The sequence below is a fragment of the Escherichia sp. 93.1518 genome, from assembly GCF_013368915.2.
Classification (GTDB): Bacteria; Pseudomonadota; Gammaproteobacteria; order Enterobacterales; family Enterobacteriaceae; genus Escherichia; species Escherichia ruysiae.
The window spans coordinates 1-24,084 of sequence record NZ_JABWMT020000035.1 but is presented as its reverse complement, the minus strand read 5'-3'; the positions used below and the strand labels follow the sequence as shown (position 1 = coordinate 24,084).

Annotated in this window: 33 protein-coding genes and 2 pseudogenes; 7 read left to right on the top strand and 28 right to left on the bottom strand. The window is 53.8% G+C overall.

Going from position 1 to position 24,084, the window contains the following annotated elements; all coding sequences use genetic code 11:
* The first annotated feature begins 390 nt into the window (after positions 1–390).
* Entirely contained in the window at positions 391–642 is a 252-nt protein-coding gene (locus HEN21_RS19475; RefSeq protein WP_000148285.1) for a helix-turn-helix transcriptional regulator, read from the top strand.
* Between the two features lie 30 nt (positions 643–672).
* On the opposite strand, the gene HEN21_RS19470 is transcribed toward HEN21_RS19475, so the two are convergent.
* The 22 genes and pseudogenes from HEN21_RS19470 to HEN21_RS19360 all read right to left on the bottom strand — a co-directional run bounded on the left by HEN21_RS19470 (position 673) and on the right by HEN21_RS19360 (position 15,234).
* Positions 673–930, bottom strand: coding sequence for a hypothetical protein (locus HEN21_RS19470; protein ID WP_249539474.1), 258 nt, complete (start codon positions 928–930; stop codon positions 673–675).
* A complete protein-coding gene (locus HEN21_RS19465; RefSeq protein WP_089559508.1) occupies positions 930–1,832 on the bottom strand; it encodes an Rpn family recombination-promoting nuclease/putative transposase in 903 nt (300 codons plus the stop codon). Before HEN21_RS19465 ends, HEN21_RS19470 begins: the two co-directional genes overlap by 1 nt.
* A complete protein-coding gene (locus HEN21_RS19460; protein ID WP_000833767.1) occupies positions 1,829–2,218 on the bottom strand; it encodes a hypothetical protein in 390 nt (129 codons plus the stop codon). Before HEN21_RS19460 ends, HEN21_RS19465 begins: the two co-directional genes overlap by 4 nt.
* A 176-nt stretch (positions 2,219–2,394) precedes the next feature.
* Entirely contained in the window at positions 2,395–2,661 is a 267-nt protein-coding gene (locus HEN21_RS19455) for a hypothetical protein (protein WP_001247862.1), read from the bottom strand.
* A 91-nt stretch (positions 2,662–2,752) separates the two neighbouring features.
* Positions 2,753–3,187 carry a hypothetical protein gene (locus HEN21_RS19450; RefSeq protein WP_000218863.1) on the bottom strand — a complete coding sequence of 145 codons (435 nt, stop codon included), beginning with the start codon at positions 3,185–3,187 and terminating at the stop codon, positions 2,753–2,755.
* 243 nt (positions 3,188–3,430) lie between these two features.
* On the bottom strand, positions 3,431–3,643 hold the full coding sequence (locus tag HEN21_RS19445; RefSeq protein WP_029696836.1) for a hypothetical protein: 213 nt from the start codon (positions 3,641–3,643) through the stop codon (positions 3,431–3,433).
* 272 nt (positions 3,644–3,915) lie between these two features.
* A complete protein-coding gene (locus HEN21_RS19440; protein WP_000117624.1) occupies positions 3,916–4,416 on the bottom strand; it encodes an antirestriction protein ArdA in 501 nt (166 codons plus the stop codon).
* Between the two features lie 461 nt (positions 4,417–4,877).
* A pseudogene (locus HEN21_RS19435) lies at positions 4,878–5,473 on the bottom strand (hypothetical protein).
* Positions 5,470–6,189, bottom strand: a complete 720-nt coding sequence (locus HEN21_RS19430; RefSeq protein ID WP_089559512.1) for a plasmid SOS inhibition protein A — start codon at positions 6,187–6,189, stop codon at positions 5,470–5,472. Before HEN21_RS19430 ends, HEN21_RS19435 begins: the two are co-directional and overlap by 4 nt.
* Positions 6,186–6,620: a conjugation system SOS inhibitor PsiB gene (gene psiB, locus HEN21_RS19425; protein WP_023166801.1), complete on the bottom strand. Its 435-nt coding sequence runs from the start codon at positions 6,618–6,620 to the stop codon at positions 6,186–6,188. Before psiB ends, HEN21_RS19430 begins: the two co-directional genes overlap by 4 nt.
* A 54-nt stretch (positions 6,621–6,674) precedes the next feature.
* Positions 6,675–8,633 (bottom strand): ParB/RepB/Spo0J family partition protein, encoded by a 1,959-nt coding sequence (locus HEN21_RS19420; RefSeq protein WP_089559514.1) that lies wholly within the window; start codon positions 8,631–8,633, stop codon positions 6,675–6,677.
* 58 nt (positions 8,634–8,691) lie between these two features.
* A complete protein-coding gene (locus HEN21_RS19415; protein ID WP_089559516.1) occupies positions 8,692–8,925 on the bottom strand; it encodes a DUF905 domain-containing protein in 234 nt (77 codons plus the stop codon).
* A 57-nt stretch (positions 8,926–8,982) separates the two neighbouring features.
* Complete coding sequence (locus HEN21_RS19410; RefSeq protein WP_089559517.1) at positions 8,983–9,510, bottom strand: single-stranded DNA-binding protein; 528 nt, start codon at positions 9,508–9,510, stop codon at positions 8,983–8,985.
* Positions 9,511–10,280: 770 nt separating this feature from the next.
* Entirely contained in the window at positions 10,281–10,472 is a 192-nt protein-coding gene (locus tag HEN21_RS19400; RefSeq protein ID WP_001027516.1) for a hypothetical protein, read from the bottom strand.
* Positions 10,469–10,891 carry a DUF1380 family protein gene (locus tag HEN21_RS19395; protein WP_089559519.1) on the bottom strand — a complete coding sequence of 141 codons (423 nt, stop codon included), beginning with the start codon at positions 10,889–10,891 and terminating at the stop codon, positions 10,469–10,471. Before HEN21_RS19395 ends, HEN21_RS19400 begins: the two co-directional genes overlap by 4 nt.
* Positions 10,892–10,937: 46 nt before the next feature.
* On the bottom strand, positions 10,938–11,363 hold the full coding sequence (locus tag HEN21_RS19390; protein ID WP_001198880.1) for an antirestriction protein: 426 nt from the start codon (positions 11,361–11,363) through the stop codon (positions 10,938–10,940).
* A 416-nt stretch (positions 11,364–11,779) separates the two neighbouring features.
* A complete protein-coding gene (locus tag HEN21_RS19385; protein WP_176251485.1) occupies positions 11,780–12,550 on the bottom strand; it encodes a hypothetical protein in 771 nt (256 codons plus the stop codon).
* 44 nt (positions 12,551–12,594) lie between these two features.
* Entirely contained in the window at positions 12,595–13,029 is a 435-nt protein-coding gene (locus HEN21_RS19380) for a DUF1380 family protein (protein ID WP_052974647.1), read from the bottom strand.
* Between the two features lie 13 nt (positions 13,030–13,042).
* A complete protein-coding gene (locus tag HEN21_RS19375; RefSeq protein ID WP_001104879.1) occupies positions 13,043–13,264 on the bottom strand; it encodes a hypothetical protein in 222 nt (73 codons plus the stop codon).
* On the bottom strand, positions 13,265–13,948 hold the full coding sequence (locus tag HEN21_RS19370) for a DNA methylase (protein ID WP_016230900.1): 684 nt from the start codon (positions 13,946–13,948) through the stop codon (positions 13,265–13,267).
* Between the two features lie 75 nt (positions 13,949–14,023).
* A complete protein-coding gene (locus HEN21_RS19365) occupies positions 14,024–14,335 on the bottom strand; it encodes a hypothetical protein (protein WP_014640311.1) in 312 nt (103 codons plus the stop codon).
* A complete protein-coding gene (locus HEN21_RS19360) occupies positions 14,332–15,234 on the bottom strand; it encodes a DUF1281 domain-containing protein (protein ID WP_123006979.1) in 903 nt (300 codons plus the stop codon). Before HEN21_RS19360 ends, HEN21_RS19365 begins: the two co-directional genes overlap by 4 nt.
* 417 nt (positions 15,235–15,651) lie before the next feature.
* Between HEN21_RS19360 and HEN21_RS19355 the strand changes: the two genes are divergently transcribed.
* From HEN21_RS19355 to HEN21_RS19345, 3 genes are read left to right on the top strand one after another with little or no spacing between them, the layout of a single operon-like run.
* On the top strand, positions 15,652–15,900 hold the full coding sequence (locus HEN21_RS19355) for a DinI-like family protein (protein WP_000618110.1): 249 nt from the start codon (positions 15,652–15,654) through the stop codon (positions 15,898–15,900).
* Positions 15,897–16,334 (top strand): translesion error-prone DNA polymerase V autoproteolytic subunit, encoded by a 438-nt coding sequence (gene umuD, locus HEN21_RS19350; protein WP_000109071.1) that lies wholly within the window; start codon positions 15,897–15,899, stop codon positions 16,332–16,334. Before HEN21_RS19355 ends, umuD begins: the two co-directional genes overlap by 4 nt.
* Positions 16,334–17,605 carry a Y-family DNA polymerase gene (locus HEN21_RS19345; RefSeq protein WP_052971087.1) on the top strand — a complete coding sequence of 424 codons (1,272 nt, stop codon included), beginning with the start codon at positions 16,334–16,336 and terminating at the stop codon, positions 17,603–17,605. Before umuD ends, HEN21_RS19345 begins: the two co-directional genes overlap by 1 nt.
* 4 nt (positions 17,606–17,609) lie before the next feature.
* Here the strand turns inward: HEN21_RS19345 and HEN21_RS19340 are convergent, their stop codons facing one another.
* Positions 17,610–18,002, bottom strand: a complete 393-nt coding sequence (locus HEN21_RS19340; RefSeq protein WP_000340829.1) for a plasmid partitioning/stability family protein — start codon at positions 18,000–18,002, stop codon at positions 17,610–17,612.
* Positions 18,003–18,006: 4 nt separating this feature from the next.
* On the bottom strand, positions 18,007–18,978 hold the full coding sequence (parM, locus tag HEN21_RS19335) for a plasmid segregation protein ParM domain-containing protein (protein ID WP_001103690.1): 972 nt from the start codon (positions 18,976–18,978) through the stop codon (positions 18,007–18,009).
* Between the two features lie 228 nt (positions 18,979–19,206).
* On the opposite strand from parM, the gene HEN21_RS19330 reads away from it, so the two are divergent.
* On the top strand, positions 19,207–19,851 hold the full coding sequence (locus HEN21_RS19330) for a division plane positioning ATPase MipZ (protein WP_000633913.1): 645 nt from the start codon (positions 19,207–19,209) through the stop codon (positions 19,849–19,851).
* A complete protein-coding gene (locus HEN21_RS19325; RefSeq protein ID WP_000239529.1) occupies positions 19,845–20,120 on the top strand; it encodes a hypothetical protein in 276 nt (91 codons plus the stop codon). Before HEN21_RS19330 ends, HEN21_RS19325 begins: the two co-directional genes overlap by 7 nt.
* 137 nt (positions 20,121–20,257) lie before the next feature.
* Here the strand turns inward: HEN21_RS19325 and HEN21_RS19320 are convergent, their stop codons facing one another.
* The 3 genes from HEN21_RS19320 to HEN21_RS19310 all read right to left on the bottom strand — a co-directional run bounded on the left by HEN21_RS19320 (position 20,258) and on the right by HEN21_RS19310 (position 22,136).
* The gene (locus HEN21_RS19320; RefSeq protein WP_089559521.1) at positions 20,258–21,040 is read right to left on the bottom strand and encodes a site-specific integrase; all 783 of its coding nucleotides are present in this window, start codon (positions 21,038–21,040) and stop codon (positions 20,258–20,260) included.
* A gap of 67 nt (positions 21,041–21,107) precedes the next feature.
* Positions 21,108–21,716, bottom strand: a complete 609-nt coding sequence (locus HEN21_RS19315; protein WP_000715519.1) for a hypothetical protein — start codon at positions 21,714–21,716, stop codon at positions 21,108–21,110.
* A gap of 69 nt (positions 21,717–21,785) precedes the next feature.
* Positions 21,786–22,136, bottom strand: a complete 351-nt coding sequence (locus HEN21_RS19310) for a hypothetical protein (protein WP_089559522.1) — start codon at positions 22,134–22,136, stop codon at positions 21,786–21,788.
* 517 nt (positions 22,137–22,653) lie between these two features.
* Here HEN21_RS19310 and HEN21_RS23125 point away from each other — a divergent pair.
* Positions 22,654–23,295 (top strand): annotated as a pseudogene (locus HEN21_RS23125) (transposase); the annotation flags it as partial.
* Here HEN21_RS23125 and HEN21_RS19295 read toward each other — a convergent pair.
* Positions 23,284–23,487: an Abi family protein gene (locus tag HEN21_RS19295; RefSeq protein WP_089640910.1), complete on the bottom strand. Its 204-nt coding sequence runs from the start codon at positions 23,485–23,487 to the stop codon at positions 23,284–23,286. The pseudogene HEN21_RS23125 and the gene HEN21_RS19295 overlap by 12 nt on opposite strands.
* Positions 23,488–24,084 lie beyond the last annotated feature (597 nt).

Genomic DNA, 24,084 nt, shown 5'->3' with positions numbered 1-24,084 from the left:
TTTGTGGCTGGTACATCTCTCCCCTGGACGACTGAAACGGGATGTGGTCGTGTATGTATCCCCGGAAAGTCCGTCTGCGGAGAATGGGCCGCAGGGCGGCGGCAGGCAGGCAGAGAGAACTGCGCCATCAGGCGCAGTGGCCTTACACACCGTCAGGTGTGCAGGGAGCGCCGCATCCGGCGCGACCGGAGAAAACCGACGGCACAGCAATGGCATGTGGTGGTCACTGGTACACCACTCCCGCACAGGTGAAAACAGAGAAAACAGCACGACATCTACAATCAAAAAAAAGTGAAATTTCTTCACTTTTTCACACTTATTTTTCGCGCTGATTTGGTGATTATGATGATAAAATAAAGTGAAGTTTTTTCACTTTTTCAAAGGTGTTTTATGACCGGCTGGGAACTGCGAATCTGGCGAAAAAGCATGCTCTGGTCACGCGAAAAAGCGGCCAGAGAATTTGGCGTGACGCAGCGAACATGGCACGCCTGGGAAAATGCAGAACAGGTGGACGTCACCGTCTGGAGGACCACCCAGGCACTTTCAGTCCGTGACCTGCTGCCTCACATGCAGGGGATGCGCAAGGCAGATATCATCAGGCGTCTGGAAAATGAACTGGGGGAAACGGCAGAGGATGTGTGAGCGTGATTCACAGCCTGGCAGAATGCCAGGCTACTGCTCATCAGGAAACAGTTTTTTCAGTTCTTCACCGGAAAGTCCGGTTGCCTCCTGAATCCGTTCCGGCTGCCAGCCTATATCCCGAAGCCGGCAGGCTATTTCCCGCGCCACTTCAAGTGCCCCTTGTTTAAAACCTTGTTTAAAACCCTCGTCGAAACCTTTCTGTATAAGACGTTCTGCAAGCGTCATGCTGTTTGCTCTGCTCCTGCTGGATAAAAAGCCCGGCATTTTGCCGGGCCTTTTGGTTCTCATCAGTGAGTGATTTTCTTCAGTTCGTCATCGGAAAGCCCGGTAGCCTGCCTAATCTGCTCCGGCGTCATCCCCATTTTCTGAAGCTGGCACGCAATAGCCAGGGCTTTTTCAAGTGCACCTTCCATCCTGCCCTCCTGGCGACCTTTTTGCTCAAGACGTTCAGCGATAGTCATCAGTTTATCCTCATGCTGCGGCAGACGCTCAGCCAGCGCCCGCATAAATTCCGGTGATACAGAGTCCCCTGCGTTAACGATGTAATGAATCAGAACACGCACCTGCTCATCTGAAATTTCCACCATGACCTGCGGGAGTTTGTCCAGCAGCTCCATCATGTCACGATGGCGGATATGCTTCATCAGCAGCGTCAGTGCGGCCATCCGGCGATGATTCATGATTTCATTGTCATCAACGACAGTGATATCAACCAGCGGAAACGGCTTTGTGTATATTTTAGCCGCAAGCGCCGGATTCTCAAAACAGTCCAGCCAGTTCATGCTGTACGGGTACGGGCTGCGCTCACCGTGATAGAACAGCACAGGAATGACCAGTGGCAACGTTTTTTGCTGCTCGAGATGTCTCTGCATCGCCGCCACACTGTAGCGTAACATGCGAAAAGGCATGTACAGATTTTCGGTGCTCTGGTGCTCGATGAGCGTATACACATAACCATCTTCACCCCCGGTGGTTTTCACGCTCCAGAGGATATCGCTGGCGTACTGATGCAGGTCCGGCTCAACAAAGGTGGCGGGTTCCAGCTTCAGTGTGGACAGGTCGCACAACTGCCGGTACTCCGCAGGAAGATGCAGTTCCAGAAAATCCCTGGCGACGTCGGGGTTCGCCAGGAACGACCGGAACGCGGCATCATGCGGCGTGGGCGTCGTGGTGTTTTTCTTCTTACTCACGGTTCCTCCATCAAATCAGCAGCATCGCAGCAATCATCGCCCAAATCCCCACAACCGAGAGGACAGCAATTGCGTTCAAAACCATGACAACAATAGCCGCGTTCTGAGTCACGGCGTATTTCTTCAGCAATCTCTTCTGCGGAAAGGTAATCAAACTCCTCACGGGCCAGTTCCAGGACCAGTAGATGTTGTTCTGTCGGCAATGTGGCCACAAAATTATCAATAGCAGCACTCAAACGTCGCTGATATAGCTCATAAACAAGACCACAACGGGGCATTAGTTCTTCGGATAATAGTTCCAGTTTTGAGCGAATTCTGTCAGCGTTGAAAGTGACTTCATCAAAAGACATATGAAAGGCTTTGTCAGTATCAAAACAAGACTTCATTTTTATCTCCAGCCCTCCCGGGCCCTGAATGAAAGAGAATCTGTTTCCCTTTTCTGTTTTTTGTGGAGACACCATGCAACACAGACGTCGTGATGTTTTTCATCTTGCTCACGGTTCCTCCTGGTGAGATGTCTGATCGTATCCTGCCGCCTGCACGGGCAGACGGCAAAGGTTAATCAGTGGCAGACCCGCTCAATTTCAAGCGCGCGGAGCAGGTGGCCCCATTCGCTGACTTTCATGGCGGGGATACGTACCCGCTTCTGCTCACTGCAGCGTCTGGCGATATGACCGCTCATCGCCAGGACGTCCGGGTTAATCTCATCCTGTGCCAGCTCCTGACGTCTGAAGCGGGTATGGCGGTGCAGGGGTTTATTCTCCCGCAGGCACTCTTCACGCAGACGCTTTACATACTCGGCGGTTGCGAAGATAATTGATGGTCTCACAAATATTTCTCCTTATGTTGTTGATGACTGCCGCTCTTCCTGGCGGGGAAGTAACGGCGGAGAGAGGCAGGGTTTATCGCCCTGCCTTTTTTCATTTCGGACAGCGACGCAGTGCCAGCGCGAGCGCTTTCATCTTCCAGCCTTCCGGCGTGCGGTACATCACCTTCCAGTAGCCGTCGATGAACACATAATGGAAGCGCACCTCTTCAGTGCTTTCAGTGGCAATAGCCTCCCTGAAAGAACGGTACTCACGCGCCTCACTGTCCATCCGGAAACCACTGTCACGTCCGTAATAAGCCGTCACACCGTCCACCGGGTTCTGAAGCGTATGCCCGGCGGGTTTGTCGCAACGGGGACCGAGGCAACGGATATCACCGTGTTCAACCAGGGCTTCGGCCTGCTGACCAGTGGCATAGTGGGTATGCAGGATGCGACCGTTCCAGGTCGGCTCACCGTGCAGGTGGCAGTAAACAGTACGGAACACCCCGTCGCGGCAAAAAACGGAAATCGTGCTGCTGACTGTCATGAAAACGTCTCCTTCTGCTGAATCAGGTCGCCGGGCCGACCGGTTGCTCCCCGGAGGGGCGAAAGCCCCTTCTGCCGTCCACTTCTTCGGGGTTTCTCCCCGCAGTGGACCTTTCCGATGGGGCGTCCGTCACCACGTCACGGGGCAGCTGTCCGGGGGCGGACGCAAAATTTTTTGCCGGGTTTATGGCTAAAAATTTTGTGGACGGTATATCTTCCCCTGGACTGCTGAAACGGGATGTGGTTACTCCAGCCCCCGGAAAGTCCACAGCGGGAAACAGGCCGCAGGGGTGGCGGCGGAAGGGTTGACTGCGCCATCAGGCGCAGTTGCCTTACACACCGTAAGGTGTGCAGGGAGCGCCGTTTCCGGCGCGACAGGGGCGGCGCGACCGGAACGGTCGCTGCAAGCCTGGTTTTTCAGACATCGGACCGTAGCGGCAGCCCGAAACCGCGCCAGCGGGTTCGGCGGAGACTGGCGGGTGCGCAAGCAGCTGCCTGTCGTAGTCGGGCCTGACGACCGGATGCCGCCAGGCAGCCGGGAGCCGAAGGTGTCCCCGCCTCCGGAAGTCAGAACAACAGAAACGACATAACAGAAAAATGCCTCACACCATGACGGGCAGGAAGGGCAGCGCCGCAGGCGCGGCCCTCCTGCATTTCAGGCAGGCGTAAGCCTGCCAGGGTTTTCCGGCGGCCTGGCAGGCCATACCCCCGCCGGAGCGGGGGAGTAAATCACCGACGGAACACATGACCGTCAATAAAGGTGAAGGAGTCCAGGAATAAATCCCGCGCATACGCCTCATAGTCAAAATAAAGCGCCACCGTCTCCGGCACGTCAGCCAGCAGGCCGGTATCACTGGCGAACTCAACCGCAAAAGCCTCCTCACTGTCAGCCTCGCCCCACCAGGCATCGCGGAAGCTGTCAAAATCCGTCTCACCGGTATCATCCACCCAGAGACGATAAGCCTCTTCGCAGCCTTCATCCCGTGCCCGGCGGAAGCCTTCAACCCAGGCCCAGTTGATATGACATTCAGAGGCCATATTCCCCGGGAATCCCTCATAATCCTGAAACATCAGTTCAGGATCGGCTTCATCCTGGTGAAGAGCACGGCAGGCGGCGAAAAAGTCGCGCTCATCATCAAACGTGGTCAGGTCAAACCAGCGTCCGGCGATGCTTCCACAGTTGTATTTGTGCCAGGTTCCAACGTATACAGCAGGTGCAACAACAGACATTCCCGAATCCTCCATAGTCACATGTTCTGCGACACCGGGCGGTGCCGTGCCTCCATAAAAGCCGGGCGATAAGGCGGGGATGCAGGGGCGCAAGGGAAGCCGCAGCCTGACGCACACGGCTGACGGGAGTTGGAGGGTGAGACCGCGAAATCTGAGCGGGTGAACGACCGGAAAATCACGGCAGACGGGAAGGAGGGACCGGGTGACCGCAGCGGCGAAGCGTACCCTTGCATCCCTGCCAGCCCGGCTAAGATGGAGGCACGGCACAGCCCGCACACGACGCTGAGGCCACAGAGCTGAAAACCCACAAGGCCATGCCCCGCATGGCCGGGTAAAAGCGGAGCCGCCGGCGACTTCCTTATTCCGGCGAGTGCAGAGGACACGCCGCATGACCTCCAGACCACCCCTGATATGAAACGATCATGATCGGCGTGTCCCTGCGTAAAATATACATGCCTGGTTCACCGGAGAATATCTGTGATATCCACAAGTTTTCTGTCGCGCAGCCAGTCCTGCGCTTCACGCACCACACAACTGTCCGGTTTCACCGCTTTCAGCGATGATGCCAGTCGCTTGATCAACATCACCAGTTCCCGTGTCTGTATGTCCGGCATTGTCTCCGGCGGAGCAGGGGGACTCTCATTTCCGACGCTCATCCCATGCGCTTCCAGTGTGGCACGGACAAACCAGGCGGCATCGACCAGTTGCTGTCGAATCCAGGCCAGATCGGCATTTCTGTCACGGGCTGCCATTCGCTCGCCCGACAGCACCTTGCTGATATGTCTGCGCACCAGATTATCCAGGAGTGCCTGCGCTTCTTCCGGTGAAAAGCCACCTGGTATCTCTGTGCGCAACAGCCCTTTCCTGTACAGTAGCTGCAGCAGATCAACCTGCGACCGCACAGCAACTATCAGTACATAACGGACAACATTCGCACTGGCAGTGGTTTCTGTATCATTCAGCAGTTCTTCCGGATCGTTCCCCCGGTGTTGCAGAGCAACGGCAACAGAGGTCGCATCCACGCGGGAACCTGGTATTTTTCGTCTGATTTCATCATATTACGTTCTCCAGCTTGTTCGGGATCATCCACTGCTCAAGTGCACGTACCTGTACCGGTGCACCACGACCGGCCTCACCGACTTCAAAAATCAGCCGCCAGAGTGGTTCCTCCTGCCAGAAAAACCGGTCAAATGATGACAGTGATGGAAAACGCCCGCACCACCCCCAGAAAATCGTTTCCAGATCATGCTCCTCAACAACACCAGACCAGCGGGACAACCAGCTTCCGACCGTGGCGGGAGTATGAAACGCAAGGTCAATCTGCGCCTGAGCAAAACATGTCTGGTATTCCAGTTCCCGTCGTTCTGCCTCACGTTCCCGCTGGCGGCTGTATTTCTGCTCTGTCAGCGTGGTTTTCTGACGACGACGCTCACCTTCACGAAAAGGCACGGACGGGAACAGACGGTGCCCCGCATCGGATGGCAGGGGAAGAACACAGACTTCCCCAAAACTTTCAATCAGTTTATCCACGGCAGCCAGCCACAGGAGACGGTTGCCATGAAATTCCTCCTTCGTCAGCGCAGGGGCAAAAAAGCGGAGATCGGTCAGCGAAATCCGGCGACTGCCATTCAGGCAGCGAAAGAAAGCGGTGGCATAAGGCCATGCTGAAAGTGTGCGTCCCTGACGACGACGTTGTTCTGTGACAGCCACCGCCTGCATGGCGGCCTGTTGTTCTGCGCTGAGGGGGATCAGTGCCCGTGAACGTGCGCTCATGCCTGACCTCCTTCTGCCATCAGGATATGGATGATGTCGTTAACACTGTATCCCTGCGCATCCAGTGTCGCGGCAAGCGCCAGCGTGTGACTGATCGCGACAGGCGTGAAGATATGTTGCACCTGAACGACGGCGAAAGGCTGTCCACCACAATTCACCAGAACCAGCATCCAGAGCTGAGAGACGTCTCCCGGCGAACATAATGCCAGGTGGAAACGTTCGTGGGCTGGCGTGAAACGAACCTGGACGGGGAAAAAGCCCCCGAACTCGCTGCCATACTCTCCGTTCATCATCCAGTTAGCCGGTGCGTCCACTTCACGCATCACCTCGTGAGTGAGATTACGGCGCATATCGCTTCCCGCAGCACGGATTTCTTCATATTCCTGGGCATTCATGGACTGCAGGGCATTCAGTGTCAGTTCGGTATTCATCATCGTATTTCTCCCTCTGCCGCCCCGTCTCCGGCGGGGCGGTGTGGTTGTTCATCAGGCGGCATCAGCCAGGTTATCGGCGCGTTCAGTGGCATCCGTCTGTGGACGTGGTGAACACATCCAGCCAGGCACCCAGCGGTTGTCTTTCATATGGAACTCTGCATGTTCAGCGGCATCGCCTTTCTTCATCTTCTCTGCGTCCCGTGCGGCACCGGACAGTCCGGCATCATTCAGGGCTGCGATAATCTGCGGCTTTTTCAGGTGTCCGAAGAAGTTTGCTTTCGTCGGCTGCCACCAGTCGCGCATGTGAAAACCGATGGCGCTCTCCAGCGAGTCCAGCGGACTGCGTGACGTGCGACCACACTCGCGGGTCTGGACACCGTTAAGGCTGCATGCGGTGCAGAAACTGAGCAGGGATAACAGCACCTCCTGACTGAGTGACAGGAACGTCGTCATGTCCCGTGACCATCCCTCCGGTAACAGGGCCGCAAGACGGGCTTTTTCTGCCATCAGCGCCAGGAATGCGGCACCTTCCTTCCCTGACGGCGCATCGCTGGTCAGCGAATAATGTTTACATTCCAGGCTGATTTGTGCTGGTTTACTGTACGCTCCGCTGCCAAACACATTCAGGCAGAGCGTCCATGCCAGCAGTGCCAGAGATTTGTCCGGCTGCTGCATGAGTGCCGCCTGGACTGCCAGCGTGCGCTCTGAGGACATTTTCGTCAGCAACGGCAGGCTGATTTCCTCCACTGACGCTTTCTCCTGCACCTGTTCAGTGCGGTCAGCGTCGTCAGTCGCGTCATCTTCACTGCGCAACTGCACACCACGCTGGACACATACGTTTCCATAACGCCAGGACACCACCACACCGCTTCCGGCACGCATCTCCGGCGTCCACGCTCTGACCTTCGCCATGCAGCGCATCAGCTTCATTTCTGCTTCCAGCAGGTCAGATTCCTCACACTGGTTTTCCAGCGCGTCGTAACGAGCCATCAGTTCGTTCAGACGTTCGTCTTCCGCCTCCGTCAGCACCGCTTCCGGCTCCGGCAGACAGCGGTATATTCCGGCATCCTCACGGCACTCACCGACAGGCTCCATGCGTCCGGCGCACCATCCCCAGCCTTCGGCTTCCCGAAGGAACTCTGCGACAGCCTGGAGTTTTTCCAGCAGGGCGGCATCGAGCGCCACGCGGTCGACATAACCGTCCCCGTCATCGCTGAACAAATCGGTGCGCAGTTCGTCTGGCGAGAAGGCATCAGCCCCCACGAAGCGGAATTTACTGTTCCCCGCCACCGCCACTTCACTTTCGGTAATCAGGTTGCGGATAACCCGCACATCCGGTTTACCGCCCCATCCTGACTGGCAGGCGGCTTCAAACACCTGTACCTGACGCTCGGTGTCGTTCTCCAGCGCCAGCGCCTGACAGTGTTCGGTGGTGATGCGGTCTTCTGCCAGCGCATCAAGGATGACGGGTGCAAGGTCTGCCAGTTTCAGCATTCGCTGAACGTGGCGGGGTGAATAGCCCAGCAAATCACCGATTTGTGCAGGTGTTTTGCCTTCCTGCGCCATTGCGCGGAATCCGGCAATCTGTTCGGCAGGGTGCATATCCCGACGCTGACCGTTCTCGGTCATCGATGCAGCCGTCGCCAGCTCCTGCGGAATGACCTTCACGCGTACAGGCCAGTCAGCCGGAATGATGCCACGCTCTGCCAGCATGTTGAGTGCAGCCAGTCGGCGACCACCTGCGGCGACACCGTAAGGGTCACCAGGCAGGGCATGAACAACCAGATTCTGCAGCAGGCCAACGCCCTTAATGGACTCAGCCAGTTCGCTGACGGACTCCGCAGAATACGGCACCGTGCGCACATTCAGCGGTGATTTAATCAGTGAGGCCAGCGGCACGCTCACTTCCTCCGTCTGCGCCAGCAGGGCAGACAGGACTGTTTCCTGCGTTTTTGCATATTTACGGCTTGCTTTGCGGGTGGTTTCTGGTTCACACTTCGTTACAGGCATAATCATCCCCTTATAATTGCTTATGTCCTGCCGGACGTTCGCGCGTCCGGCACCTCTCTTACTTAAGAATCCCGAAATCCCTGATGTACCGGTTCATCCAGTACCCGGCACCGTCCTCAAAATTCCAGGAGCGCCAGATCAACGTGCCATCCTGACGGACAACCAGGCGAAAATGCGTTCCCTGATCATCCTCGATAAAGACATTCAGGTACTGTGCGGCAACGGCTTCAGCCTGTTCGCGGGTAAAGGAGCCGTCAGGCAGTCCCTGAAGTATTCTGAAATATTCGCTCATCCTCATATCTCCGGTGATGCCCCGCGCAGGGCGGGGCGGTTATCACAGTCAGGCCAGTCAGAACGGGATATCGTCTGAAAACCCGTAATCGTCACCCTCCTGCGGTTGCGGCTGAGGCTCCGGCTGCACGGCCTTACGTCCACGGCCTTTCGTTTTTGCGCCACCTTTTTTCGTCGCGTCAGCACTCTGTGGCTGACCATTCTGCTGAGGCTTCGGTTGCGCCTGAGCGTTCTGCTGTGGTGCACTCCCCAGCATCTGCATGGTGCCCGTGGTCTTAACAAGAATTTCAGTGATGTAGCGGGTGATGCCGTTGTCGTCCCAGCTACGGGTACGGAGTTGCCCCTCGATGTAGACCTGCGCGCCCTTGCGCAGATACTCACCTGCCACTTCCGCGAGCTTGCCGAACAGCACAACACGGTGCCATTCCGTCTGCTCCCGCATCTCCCCCGTCTGTTTGTCGCGCCAGCTTTCTGACGTGGCCACCTGCAGGTTTGCCACTGCGCCACCGTTGGGGATGTAACGAACCTCCGGATCATTGCCCAGACGCCCGACGAGGATGACCTTGTTGATACCACGTGCACTCATGAGAACCTCCTGACTGAAAGATGTGAGATAAACCGGATACCGGCGACGGGACGTTCATGTGCCCCTTCAGAGGAGCGAAAGCTCCTCCTGCCGTCCACTTCACAGGGGTTTCTCCCCGCAGTGGACCTTTCCGATGGGGGCCCGTTTACCGCCTCACGGGACAGCTGTCCGGGGGCGGACGCAAAATTTTTTGCCGGGTTCATGGCTAAAAATTTTGTGGCCGGTGCATCTCACCCTGGACAGATGGAACGGGAGGGGGTTACGTCTGCCCCCCGGAAAGTCCACAGCGGGAAACAGGCCGCAGAGGTGGCGGCAGGAGGGAGGACTGCTGCGCCATCAGGCGCAGTTTCCTCACACACCGTCAGGTGTGCAGGGAGCGCAGGTCACGGCGCGACAGAGGCGGCGCGACCGTAACGGTCGCTGCAAGCCCGTTTTTTCACGCATCGGACCGTAGCGACAGCCCGAAACCGCGCCAGCGGGTTCGGCGGAGACTGGCGGGTGCGCCAGCAGCTGCCTGTCGGAGTCGGGCCTGACGACCGGATGCCGCCAGGCAGCCGGGAGCCGAAGTGGGCGCAACAAAAAACAGCCAGAAACAGTGACAGTGTCACGGAATATCACACCTGTTCCTGGCATACAGCCATACACTACCTTCTGACCGGAAAGCCGGGCCGGCAGCGCCGCAGGCGCTGCACCCTGCGTTTCCGGCAGGCGTCAGCCTGCCAGGGGTTTTCGCGCGGGCTGACAGGCGGCCTCCACCGCCTGCCCCTGTATCACCTGTTTCTGCTGCCCTGAAGGATATAGTGACCGCCCAGGAAAACAGCCTGTTGATTCGCCACAAAATCGCAGATTTCATCAACAATCTGCGCGGTGGTGAGCGGTTTCTGCCCCATTTCACGACGCCGCGCATTAATCACGGCCCTGTAATTACGCAGAATTTCGCGGGTTTCTGTGCTGATATTCATGACATGTGCTCCCCGTCCAGCGCCTGTAACACAACGTCCATTGCTTCGCGTTCCTCCCTGACGAACGCATCACCGTCACCCCCGTTCTCACTCCCGACGGCATACAGGCGCTTCATTTCACTGCCTGCCAGCGCCATCACTTTTTCCAGCATCACCGCCGGAACTGTCACCTGACGGCTGGCGCGCTTTTCTTCCATCAGCTCACGAACAACGTCGTGAACAATGCTGACATCCGCACCATGCTCAAAGGCATCGTCCAGCCGCTGCATGACGGTTTCCAGCTCATCGTCTGTCAGACTCCAGTCCTGGGCTATGTAACGCACATCCCCACGAGTCAGCACCACGGCAAAAACGCATTCACTGTCCGGCACGTCTGTATCCAGTACATCGCGGATAATTTCTTTAACAGTACAGTACATGTTCTCGTCTCCTTTACAGGGGCGGCATTGCCGCCCCGTCCGTTAATCAGTCCAGCGCCGCGTAAATCGCGTTACATTCGGGGTGAAATTCGATGTGGCTCCACAACTGCGCATCGCGCATCCTGTACAGGTGAGTCAGTCCTGCATCCCCGCTGTCGTGGTACAGCCACAACTGGCGGTTAATCACAAGGGAAGTGAGAATGATTCCTGCGGCATCAGCACTCACGGTACGGTCAAACCAGTTTTCACCGTTAACCAGATGAAAACGGTCGCCATCCGGCATCATGTAACCGCCACCGTCCGGCAGGCGGATGAAGTGCCAGAATCCGCCTTCATATTCCGGCATCATTTTTTTCGCCAGCGCGCACACAGACGCTTCGACATACAGAAAATCCTGGCCAAACAGGTAAGGCAGAAAAAACAGACGGTCGCACTCTTCAACATTCAGAGTGACAGGTTTCGCATATTGCATGATGTTTTCCTCCGTTGTTCACATATTCCGCGACACCGGGCGGTGCCGTGCCTCCATAAAAGCCGGGCGAACAGGCGGGGATGCAGGGGCGCAAGGGAAGCCGCAGCCTGACGCACACGGCTGACGGGAGTTGGAGGGTGAGACCGCGAAATCTGAGCGGGTGAACGACCGGAAAATCACGGCAGACGGGAAGGAGGGACCGGGTGACCGCAGCGGCGAAGCGTACCCTTGCATCAACGCCAGCCCGGCTAAGATGGAGGCACGGCACAGCCCGCACCCGACGCTGAGGCCACATAACTGAAAAACCACAAGGCCATGCCCTGCATGGCCGGGTAAAGCGGAGCCGGCGGCGACTTCCTTTGTGCTCTGTCCGGGGACCGGCAGGAAAAAGGCGGGGATTTACCCCGCCAGTGTCATCATTTCCGGATTTTTGCCAGGGCATCCGCCATGCTGCGGATTTCGGTCCGGGCTTCCCGGACCACCTCCCGCAGAACACCACGGTCAAACCAGCGGCGGGGCGGTTCATCGGGTATACGCAGCACATCGCAGGCCAGCCCACTGGACAGGATATGCTCAATACAATCGCTGACCAGGTACATTTCCACCGACGAAAAACGTGCTCCCCGGTTCACGATGGCATCGAGCACCACGGGCAGGTTTTCGTCATCTTCATCGAGCCAGCAGGGGTGATCGCTTTCCTTCACGACCAGGCGAAAGCGGCGCGTCTGGCGGGTCAGCAACGTCTGACCGGTGGTGGTCAGTGCCGCACGGATACGCCGCGCATCTTCTGCCACCTGGTAACAGATGCTTCGTACCGCATCGTGCACCGCATCAAGAACAGCCCTGATTTCGTCTTCGGTCAGCCATTCTCCGGCATACGGGAAAGACACCTGCGTTCCGTCTGCCGGAAGTACCGGCAGCGACTGCCACTGACTGCCGGACAGTACCAGTTCCGCCCCGGTTCCGGTCAGTCTCTGAATGGCGGAGGCCAGGAGCGGCGGCAGTACGCCGCCGTGACGGTTGATAAGTAACGTCGCCAGCCGGGGCGCATCCAGCCGCACGTAAATGCTGATCCAGCCCGGATACTTCGGGTTACGCTGGTCAACATCCGTTTCTTCCGGCCAGCCCTGCGCCAGCAACAGGTTGCTGGCGTGGCGATAAATCAGTGCATTCAGCGTTTCATTCATAATTCATGAACTCCCTGTATCGCCGCCCGGAGGCGGCGATAACATCAGTCGTTTTCGTGTGTGTTGTTTTTCAGCAGGGTGCGGGCCTGATTAATCACCGCCTGACGGCGGGTGACGCATTCCGGGACGGCGAGGCCATGATCCCGGGCGGCCCATTCACGTTTCCACAATGCCTGTTCAGCGGTCTGAATCAGGGACGCCAGCAGTTCAGCAGGGACGGTCACCTGGCGGTTTTCGCTCACGTTATTGATGATCTCCATCGCCACGCCGGAAGAAATACCGGATTCAGTCCGCTGGTCTTCCGGGATGTCCTCCAGGCGTGCCAGGACGGTTCTGATTTCATGATCGGACAGGGAAATATCCATTCCGTCAGCGAGGGCCTGAATCTCTTCCGGGGACCAGATAACCAGCATCAGCGGCATGTCTCCCGGATACTTTACTGCCAGCTCCCGGCACAGCGTTTCGCATGTTCCGTACATTCTCGTCTCCTTCTCAATCTTTAAAGCACGCATCCAGTTCCAGAATTTCGGTATATGCCTCCATCAGGAGGCGGTTTGCGCGAAACAGCGTCTGACGCACCAGACGTTCCGGCAGGGTGTCGGCATTAAAGCTGTACCGCTGCTCCATCTCATTCATGGTTGTACGCAGGTCGCACATGGCATTGGCCACCTCCGCCACTTCGGCGCGAAGTTTTTCGTGTCCGGCATAGTTCATTTACGCAGCCTCCGGCATAAACCAGTCATCATTCGCGGCCCCCTGCTGCATGGCCCGTTGTACGGCGGCAAGGCGTTGCTGCCCGGCACGGTGATACTGCTCAAGCAGCTCGATACCGATATACCGGCGTCCGGACTGGAGGGCGGCCACGCAGGTTGAGCCGCTGCCTGCAAACGGGTCCAGCACAATTGCGTTCGGGTGTGTGAAGCTCTCAATCAGCGGTTGCAGGCTGGTAACGGGCTTTTCCGTCGGGTGATGACGATTGCCTGAATATTTCCAGCCCAGCACGTCCGGCAGCGGGTTTTGTGGCAGACGTGGACGGCCTTTTGCCAGGATGTAGGCGCATTCGTGGCGATAGCCCACATATGCGGCCTTCGATGTGTAGTTTTTGGTGAAGACCAGGTGACCAACAACGCTGAATCCCGCATTTTTCCAGGCAGACATAAAACGATCGACGCGATTCCAGCCATAGAAGCTCACCATTAACGCGTCTTTTTTGAGTACGCGGTACATATCATTACAGGCCGGTTGCAGCCATTCATCGGTTTTATCGCCGGCAATGGTACGCCCCTGACGGTCACGAAAACCGACGAGGTACGGCGGGTCGGTGAGGATGAAATCAATGGCGTTATCAGGGATACGGGCCATAACATCGATGCAGTTACCGAGGACAAAACGGGACATACCAAACTCCTTCTCTTACAGAGGGCACCGGGAGGGCACCCCTGTGGTGCCCGTTCCCCGCTGCCTGTGGGCTGTTCACCGCGTCCGGTAACGGGTCAGGCCGACCGTGGAATACCGCAGCCGTCGTCTTTCTGACGGCAAGGTTATGCCGCGAAAGCGGCTTGAAGGGCGTTCATCAGAAAAGGGCGACGGGCTGGCGTACACTGTCACCGACGCCAGCCGGGAGCGGTAAAAGCGCCCGTCCCGTGCCCGCCGGACGCGGGACACTGACCACAGGCAGCGTTTATGCCGCGCCGCGTCAGCCGGCGCAGTAAAAAGAGGAGCACGGCGACATCCTTTGTCGGAAAAGAAACGGGCGGTTTCCCGCCCGTCTCCGTCATACTTCATCCGCCATAATGCGCCACATTGTCGACTATCCACGCAGGTCCGGTGACTTCCGGCAGCTCATCGTCATCTGTCGGGGAAGACCATTCCAGTTCCCCCCACAGCACATCAACGAGCTCTCCGCGCTCATACAACTGCCAGCCACAGAAATCACAGCCCTGTTCGGCATACCAGTGCTCCAGCGTGCAGCTGAAACGGCGGCTTAATTCTGCAATAACGTCGCTTTCCGGCTGACACCACGGCGTGTCGAAATCAACCTGAATGAAGTTGTCTCCCTGACTACTGATATTCAGGTCATACCCACAAGGCCACTTCACGCCATACCGTTCTGTATACCAGTGATATGCAGAAGGAACACCGTTCAGAACACCACCGTTAAAGCCGTTCACTTCAACATCCAGGCGGGTCGGCAGAACCGTCAGCAGGTCAAACGGCATGGTTTTTTCCGGCACTACGTTGTCACACAGACGGTTCCACCACACCGATACATCCTCGCTACCCCAGATGTCACACCAGTCACCTCTTTTTGCGGTGAAATGCACAGTGATGGTTTCCCTGACATCATCCGGTAATCCTTTCCAGCGACGCCGGCCAATACCGCTCTGCAGCCAGAGTTCATGCAGCATCAGGCAGTTTTGCTCATCCAGCAGTACACCGTTCTGCAGGTGTGTCAGCCAGCGGGTGAACGCGATATTTTCCGTCGATACAGCACCACGTCCGGCAGCCGTCACTCCGGGGCACTGCTCAGAGCGGATATTTTCAGTGATCTGCAGAAGTCCGGCACTTCCGGCCAGAAACAGCTGAATACCTTCATTTGTGGCGCGGCGATAAAGCGGTGTGACTGCACCGCTGGCCAGTCGTTTAATCTCAGCGATCTGTGCCGGTTCACCAGAAAAATACATACGATTCGAGCACCAGTTTGGCATGGGAATTCTCCTCTCACATGCGGCCTCCATCAGGCCGTGCCGCACCTGTAACCGGGCGACCGCATACGAATGCAGGTGCGGCCCCGAAGCCGCAGCGCGTGGAGGAGGAACGACGAAACGTGACCGGGTGAGGAGGCCGGCGACAGCGACACACTTGCATCGGATGCAGCCCGGTTAACGTGCCGGCACGGCCTGGGTAACCAGGTATTTTATTCACAGAACCGTGCGCAAAATGCTGTGGATAAGCTGGACACAGCAGTCCACAGCAGGCATACAGCCACACTCTCAGAGAATTGAGCGTTTTTTAGTCACAACAATGACATTTGACTGTGTGTGGATTCAGTTATTAGAATACTGTATATGCATACAGCAAAAGAAAAGGGAGATGAGAACATGATCCGCATTGAAATTCTTTTCGACCGCCAGAGCACAAAAAACCTCAAATCAGGCACACTTCAGGCGCTACAGAATGAAATCGAACAACGTCTGAAACCACACTACCCGGAAATCTGGCTGCGTATAGACCAGGGCAGCGCCCCGTCTGTATCTGTCACAGGAGCCCGCAACGACAAGGATAAAGAACGTATCCTGTCTCTGCTGGAAGAAATCTGGCAGGACGACAGCTGGCTGCCTGCAGCATGAGTACCGTTTATCACCGTCCGGCTGACCCTTCAGGCGATGACAGTTACGTGCGACCGTTGTTTGCCGATCGTTGCCAGGCCGGTTTTCCTTCGCCTGCCACTGATTATGCTGAGCAGGAACTGGATCTGAACAGCTATTGCATCAGCAGACCTGCAGCCACCTTCTTTCTGCGCGCCAGCGGTGAATCGATGAACCAGGCTGGCGTGCAGAATGGTGATCTGCTGGTAGTGGACAGGGCCGAAAAACCACAACACGGGGACATCGTTATCGCTGAGATCGACGGTGAGTTCACCGTCAAACGACTGCTGTTGCGCCCACGCCCGGCACTGGAGCCGGTTTCAGACAGCCCGGAGTTCCGCACACTGTATCCGGAAAACATCTGTATTTTTGGTGTTGTCACTCACGTGATACACAGGACGCGGGAGTTACGCTGATGTTTGCACTGGCTGATATCAACAGTTTCTACGCCTCATGTGAAAAAGTTTTCCGCCCGGACCTTCGCAACGAACCGGTCATCGTACTCAGCAATAACGATGGCTGTGTGATCGCGCGCAGCCCGGAGGCAAAAGCCCTTGGCATTAGAATGGGGCAGCCCTGGTTTCAGGTGAGACAGATGCGCCTGGAGAAGAAAATACATGTATTTTCCAGCAATTATGCGCTGTACCACAGCATGAGCCAACGGGTTATGGCTGTTCTGGAGTCGCTTTCTCCCGCAGTTGAGCCCTACTCAATTGATGAAATGTTCATTGATTTGCGGGGGATAAATCATTGCATCTCTCCGGAGGTTTTTGGTCATCAGCTCAGGGAACAGGTAAAGAGCTGGACAGGACTCACCATGGGGGTGGGCATTGCGCCTACAAAAACGCTGGCTAAAAGTGCACAGTGGGCAACAAAGCAATGGCCACAGTTTTCCGGTGTGGTCGCGCTGACGGCAGAAAACCGTAATCGGATCTTGAAGCTACTGGGGCTGCAGCCAGTTGGTGAGGTCTGGGGAGTAGGACGCAGACTGACGGAAAAGCTGAATGCGCTGGGTATTAACACAGCACTGCAGCTGGCGCAGGCTAACACGGCATTCATCCGGAAAAACTTCAGCGTCATTCTTGAGCGTACGGTACGCGAACTCAACGGCGAGTCCTGCATATCCCTGGAAGAAGCACCACCGGCAAAACAGCAGATTGTCTGTAGTCGCAGTTTTGGTGAACGAATCACAGACAAAGATGCCATGCACCAGGCTGTTGTTCAGTATGCAGAGCGGGCCGCAGAGAAACTACGTGGGGAGCGTCAGTATTGCCGGCAGGTGACGACATTTGTACGGACATCCCCCTTTGCAGTAAAAGAACCCTGTTACAGCAATGCCGCTGTGGAAAAGCTTCCATTACCCACACAGGACAGCCGGGACATTATTGCCGCAGCATGCAGAGCGTTAAACCATGTCTGGCGTGAAGGGTACCGCTATATGAAGGCAGGAGTCATGCTGGCTGATTTCACACCATCGGGTATAGCGCAGCCGGGATTATTTGATGAGATCCAGCCCCGTAAAAACAGCGAAAAGTTAATGAAAACACTCGATGAACTGAACCAGTCTGGAAAAGGGAAAGTGTGGTTTGCGGGGCGAGGAACCGCCCCTGAATGGCAAATGAAACGGGAAATGCTCTCGCCTTCGTATACAACACAATGGACTGAGATCCCCATTGCTTCATTCTGATATATCAGAATAATTTTTGCATTTTAAGGCGCACATCATTCATTGCTTCCTGCACCGAATCAGTAGCAGAAGGAGGCATTTTTTCAGCAGATTGCAAAGCACCGAGTTCAGTCAACACAGCTCTGATATCGGCCTGAGAAGGCTTCCATCCTGTCGTCTGACTGAGTAAGGTTACAACCTGATCTGCTGAAAACTCCTCGCTCAAAATGGCAGTCAGCAATACAGGCAGGCGAGGATCAAGTTGGTGTAACGCCATTCCAGAAATAAATGCATTCCGGAACAGCTCACCACGCTCAGAACGCGGAACGGACTCTATCGCTTCCAAAGTTTGAAAGTCTGCAGCTTTTTCCGGATGCAGATAAAGTGTGAATTTTTTCCTTTTCCGTTCATCGTCCACAATATTACTCCTCTTTGAAAGCCGCGATAGCTTCAACCAGTGCTGTCTGTGGCGACTCCATCATCACTACTTTTTGCCCAAGATGGTGCCATGCCGTTTTTATCGAATCATAGATCAACGGGGCCCCACCACCGACAACATAAACACGATTCACATGATGAAAATCACCGAGCTCATTGACTACTTGCTCCCCCAGACTGGCAATAGCCCCCTCAATGGTATTAAGGACCAGATCAGTTTTTGTTTCGTCATTTATAACCTGCCGAACAAAGTCCGGGTCATTACGACGTTTAATCAATTCATCTGCAACGAGGAAACTGGTATCACTGGATGCCATGCGCAATGCACTCATTGCAGCTTTCGTAACTGAAGACACACCAATGCCAGAATTACCATGAATGGCACTTACAGAGTCAAATTGACCAACGATAACACCAACATCAAGCGTAGTGCCGCCAATATCAACTACCAGCGATTTTTCGAACTGACCAACTTTATCCATGACCAGACGAGAAAACACAGCTGGCAATGATTCAGGCATCACATCAACGTGTTCAATGGTGAAAACATCGCCTTTATTAAGACGAATCGGCCTCATTAAATTCTCAATTTTACGCTGAATGTTGAGTTCATTTTTTTGACACTCTTTCGTGTAGAACTCACTGATAGGCAAAGTCACAGTCAATGATACAGGCTGAGGCGCTAATCCACTATTCAGTAAAGCGTGATGCACAGCTAACAGGTTAACATCCGTATATTGATACTCAATATGAGTCGTAAGAATAGATTGGTTGCTAACTTCATCATACGTGTATTTTTTACCATCCAGTTCATAGTTAAATGTCTGGCGAATCCCTAACCCGTCAACCTTCCATCCATGACGAAATGAGTTTTGCGACAACGACTTACAGATTTTCCCATTGTCATTCCATGCCAACTTGATTGTTGTTGAACCATCATCGCAGTATACGTTCATCTATAGCCCCTTAAATACTCAATCTGAGTAAATCACTGTTTCTGGTTGCAAGGTAATACTCAATTTGAGCACTATCATAGTTATGAAATCACAAAACACAAGTAATATTTATTACATCATATGACACACTTCATATTTCATACTTCATAAATATGAATGCATGTTGACACATCAGGTTACCGTGTCAAAATATCATCATACTTCACACATCACATTTATGAGGTTGCAATGATTACTGTAGTTGGTGGGAACAAAGGTGGTTCAGGGAAAACTACCATTGCATCAAACCTGGCTATTGCTCTCGCAAATAAAGGAAGGGAAGTCTGCCTGTTAAACGGAGATCTACAACGAACAGCCGCAAAACATCATGCGGAACGAGAAGCTGCAGGACTGTTACCAGCAATAACCCTTGTTGAGAAATTTGATAACCTGACACAAACACTACAGGCTCTGAATGAAAAGTTCGATGATGTAATAGTGGATGTCGCAGGAAGAAACTCAAAGGAATTCATAACGAGTGGAGTTGTCGCACATCAAATAATTGCGCCACTACAGTGTTCTCAACCAGATCTGGATACTCTTACAGAACTAGAACAACAGATAGACGCAATGCGTAACCTTAACCCGGAACTTAAGGTTTATTGTTTACAAAGTATGGCAACAACCAATCCAGTTTTGAGGGGAAATGAGAGAAAAGAATTCCTTGAATATCTTGAAGAATTCCCAACAATTCAAGTCCTGGATTCAGTTATTTGTTTCAGAAAAGTCTATCGCGATTGCATGAGCAACGGCACCGGTGTAGTAGAAACGAACAATACAGCAGCCAGAGCAGAAATTGAACATTTAATGAATGAGGTATTTGGCCCATGGTGAAGAAACCCAGCCAGCAAGCATTAAACAGAGCTGCAGTTACGGTAGAACAAGCAGAGGCTCTGGCTCAGCGCCTTGCGGATAAACCATACGGCGCGCCGGAAAAACCCGAACCAGAAAAACAATGTCGGACGACAATCTCTCTTGGTGAAAGCATGCTTGTCACAATAGAAGATCTGGCATTGAGGAATAAACGCAATGGTAAAGATCCAAAAAATGTAAGTGCCATCGTCAGAGTAGCCCTTGAGCAATACTTAAAAACACTAACGTAATAATCAAGAAGTTATTACTTATGAAATCACACTTGTGAATTCACACTGTTTAAGCACCCTTGCATACAAGAGATCACATATTGCAGTGGTCTCTTCTTTTATAGAATAAATCACAATTCATAATTATGATTTGTGACTTATGCGTGTCTGTTTTTCAGCATTGTGACAGCATCGGACTCAGGCATCGAAAACTGCACCCTGTGCCTTGCTGCCACATCGAGCGCAAACACCTTCGTGTACACCTCTGTCGAACTAATCGACTTGTGCCCCATCAGGCTCTGCAGCACCTTCAGCGGAATACCAGCATACAGCATATGCATCGCGTAGGAATGGCGGAAAGTATGTGGGGTAACCGGCACAGAGAATGACACCCCGTCAGCGGCCGCATTCTCCACTGCTTCATTCAGCCAGGTCCGTACCGTCCGGTCAGTGACCTCCCAGATACGCGCCTTTTCGGTTCTGCCGGTACGCTTATTACGTCGCTCGAGCGGAATCTTCAGCGTGGCCACCATCATTTCCAACTGGTTCACGTACTGGCTGTCTGATAGCGGAACCAGACGATGGGCCTGACTGCCGGCGGGCAGACGTCCTGCTGTTCTGGCAGCCTTCTCGGCACGTTGCTTCAGCGTGGCCAGCTGTACGAACGGATATGGCGGTGCCAGCAAAAAATCCCCTCGAGTAAGCGCCAGCGCCTCGTTAATGCGGGCGCCCGTATTCCAGAGGGTGGCCAGCAGCATCTTACGGTGCAGATCGGGCACATAGTGGAGCAGGGCGCTCACTTCCGGCGCCAGCAGGTATTTCGGTAGTTCGTCCTGAACGAGCGCCATCTGCCGCAAGGCCAGTGCTGCGGGATAGTCGATGGTCACTGGCAGGGCGGCCATTGGGCCCTGAGAAGTAGCTGAAGGTATGAGGCCAGTCATGATCGGTATCTCAGTATCATTAGTTGTTCAGGTAAGTCTGATGGATTTTTCGCGCCGTTTCTGGCTGTCAGAAGCTGTCCAGAATTTGATTCCATTCGGCTTTACAGTCCAGCAGGTACCGGAGGCCATTGTCGACCCCGTCAAGTAAATCGGAAGCCTCTCCCATTTTTTCCCCAAAGCGGCGGGTGTTGACGTAATGAATTCCTTCAAGGCTCCGGGTGCCGTCATTTCTCCTGGCATATCGGAAATCTGTCGCCCGTTCATCCGCTTGGTGAAGAGCTTTAACCACCTCTTTGACGATTTTAAAATCGGAAGGCCGGTAGCTGTCATCAACTTCCAGGATCAGCTTTTGTGCCAGCGGCCATAGATTATTCAGGTTATGGTCATCTTTTTTGTACTGGTGTTTATCCGGGTCTTCTGCCAGTGCAAGGGCCAGTCCGATAATTTGTTTGATAAGGAGCTCCAAGTGATGTCGGTAGAGAAACAACACCGGATAAACCAGAAAATCCTGGTCCCGCCCGGATTCATCAATGTGGTTAATCAGAATATCAGCAGCTCGCCTGTAACCTTCGGTGTAAGCTGTACCATGATCCGGCATGTAATTCAGGCAGGCATTATTGTGCCAGTCGCTGTCGCTGGCCAGCAGCCCCGGTTCTAACGTTTTTCCCTTTTTCATTTCAACTCCAGAATCTTTTAACAGCCCCGGTTCGGTACCTTATCCGGAAATCCCGCCTACTGTATGTATTCAGCGGTCAGCCGCCAGTTCTTCAGCCAGCTTCACAAACCCTTTGTGCTCAGTCTGCAGGTACTGACTGTAAATCCGGGCGTCACGTACTGTCAGTCCGGATGGATTGCCAGTGAAGTAACGTTGCAGCACCGCAATACAGTGATTGTAGGTATCGAGATCGTATTCCCAGTTTCCCAGCTCACCGGCCACATCCAGCTCCCGGCGAAACTGCTCGTATTTACGGAGCAGAATGCCAAGACCTAATTCTGTGGCAGCATAAACATTATTTTCTCCTGGCGCGGAAATCGCATTGCGAATTTTTTCAAAAGCATAACTGAAATCATTTCTCTCATTGAATGCAGTAAACATGTCATTTCCTCAGTTGAATAGTTAGCCGTGCAATTTTACCACACCTCAATCATCGCCAGATGAGTGCTACTCTGTTGAGAAAGTGACTTTCACAAAAATGAATTTCACATATTGAAATAATAATCAGGCATATAACCACTCTATTAAATTATCGAACAGTGGTTTTCAGATGATCCGATTTACTGCGTATTTACAACTTTCCGGAAGTGAATCAGGATCAGTGAATAAGCGAAGCGATCTTTTCTGCCGCTGATGACTGGCTCGGGAACACGGGAAGAAACACAACATACAGTGTCATGTCAGCGGAGCGGGACACCACATCCTGTGAAAGCGGACCAGCGGGCGGCAGCGAAGGATCCGCGGATCCGGAACAGCCGGAAACCGGATCTGCGCGGCGGGAAACCAGCAACCAATTACGCCATAATGGCTCATGATGAGAGAGTTGTAATAGCCCACGTTTAAACCGGACACTTCACCAGTAAGACATAGTCATAGAGCTATGTTTAAGGAGTGTCCTGTGCAAAGAATCGAAGTGATCACTGGCGAGCAAAAGCGCCGCCGTTATACTCCCGAAGAGAAAGCCCGTTTTGTTGCGCTCGCCATGCAGCCCGGCTACACCGTCTCACTTGTTGCCCGGCAATATGGCATCACACCCAGTCTTCTTTTTAAGTGGAAACGGCTCATGAACGATGGTGGGAAGTCTGCGATCGCCGCAGGCGATGAGGTAGTCAGCGTCTCCGAGCTCAAAGCGCTGGAGAAAAAAGTCAAACAGCTTGAGCAGATGCTGGGACGCAAAACGATGGAAGCCGAAATCCTTCGCGACGCGCTTGAGATAGCCCAGGCAAAAAAGTTGATATCGCGCATGCCATTGCTGCCACCGGACGATATCCCCTCATCCGAATAGCAGAAGTGCTCTGTGTATCGCGTTCGAATCTGTATGACCGGTTGCAGGACAAACGCCAGCACCGGTCAGCCCGCTACAGCAAAGACGATGACGCCCGACTGTTACCGCTTATCCGCCAGATATGCAGCGAACGGGCAACAAACGGCTATCGTCGCGTGACTGCGCACCTCAATCGCGTGCTGAAGGAAGAGAACTGGCCGGTTAACCCCAAACATTTACCGGATCATGCAGGCGAATAACCTTTTACTGCCAAAATCTGGCCATAAAAAGCCAGTTACGAAGCGAAATTTCAATGATTTGAAGTGCTGGTAGAAAAGCACTGGCAAGTTGCTTATTCCAAAGATAGATTCCAAGGCATTGCTCTGGCGAAGCCCCGCCCAAGATAGGTAGTTGGTATGTTGAGAACCTAGCTGTAGAAAGAGACTCTGTAATCGCTTGAATTGTCATTGTTCTGATCCTGCGTGGACGGCAGGCCCGTGGCAGGCAATCAATGTAAAAGTCCTCTCTGCTCAGCATGTTGATGGCCTTTCTGGTGTGGAACCTTAAGGAAACAACATGTTGGGTGGAGTGGACAATCCAAATGGTGAATTACCGTCTTATATCATTGGCGCAGACAGTTGCTAATGTGCACCTTTTAAGAAAAGGTGCCAACTTTCGGCATAACCGAGGAATAGAATAGCGTCGGAGAATCGAAGTCAGCTATGATTGCCTGTGCCTGTTATATAAAACTGGAAGACATCCATCCCCTTTCCCGACAATTTATCTCTTTAAACTCTCCGCCTCCATGCAAGATATTAATAAAAGGAAATTTTTTATTTTATGTCTGGCGAGTCAAAAAACACCTACATCAAACATTGTTAATTAATTGTAATCACAGATATTTTTAATATATACAATTCACACATAATCAATATATTTATACAGCCCATTCTGACTAAAAACCCTCAAATGAGTTGTCAGTCAGATTATAATAAATAAAATATTAGACCTTCTTTCATTATAGCAAATATTTTCACTCATACTGAAAGCCATCCAGCCTTAAGG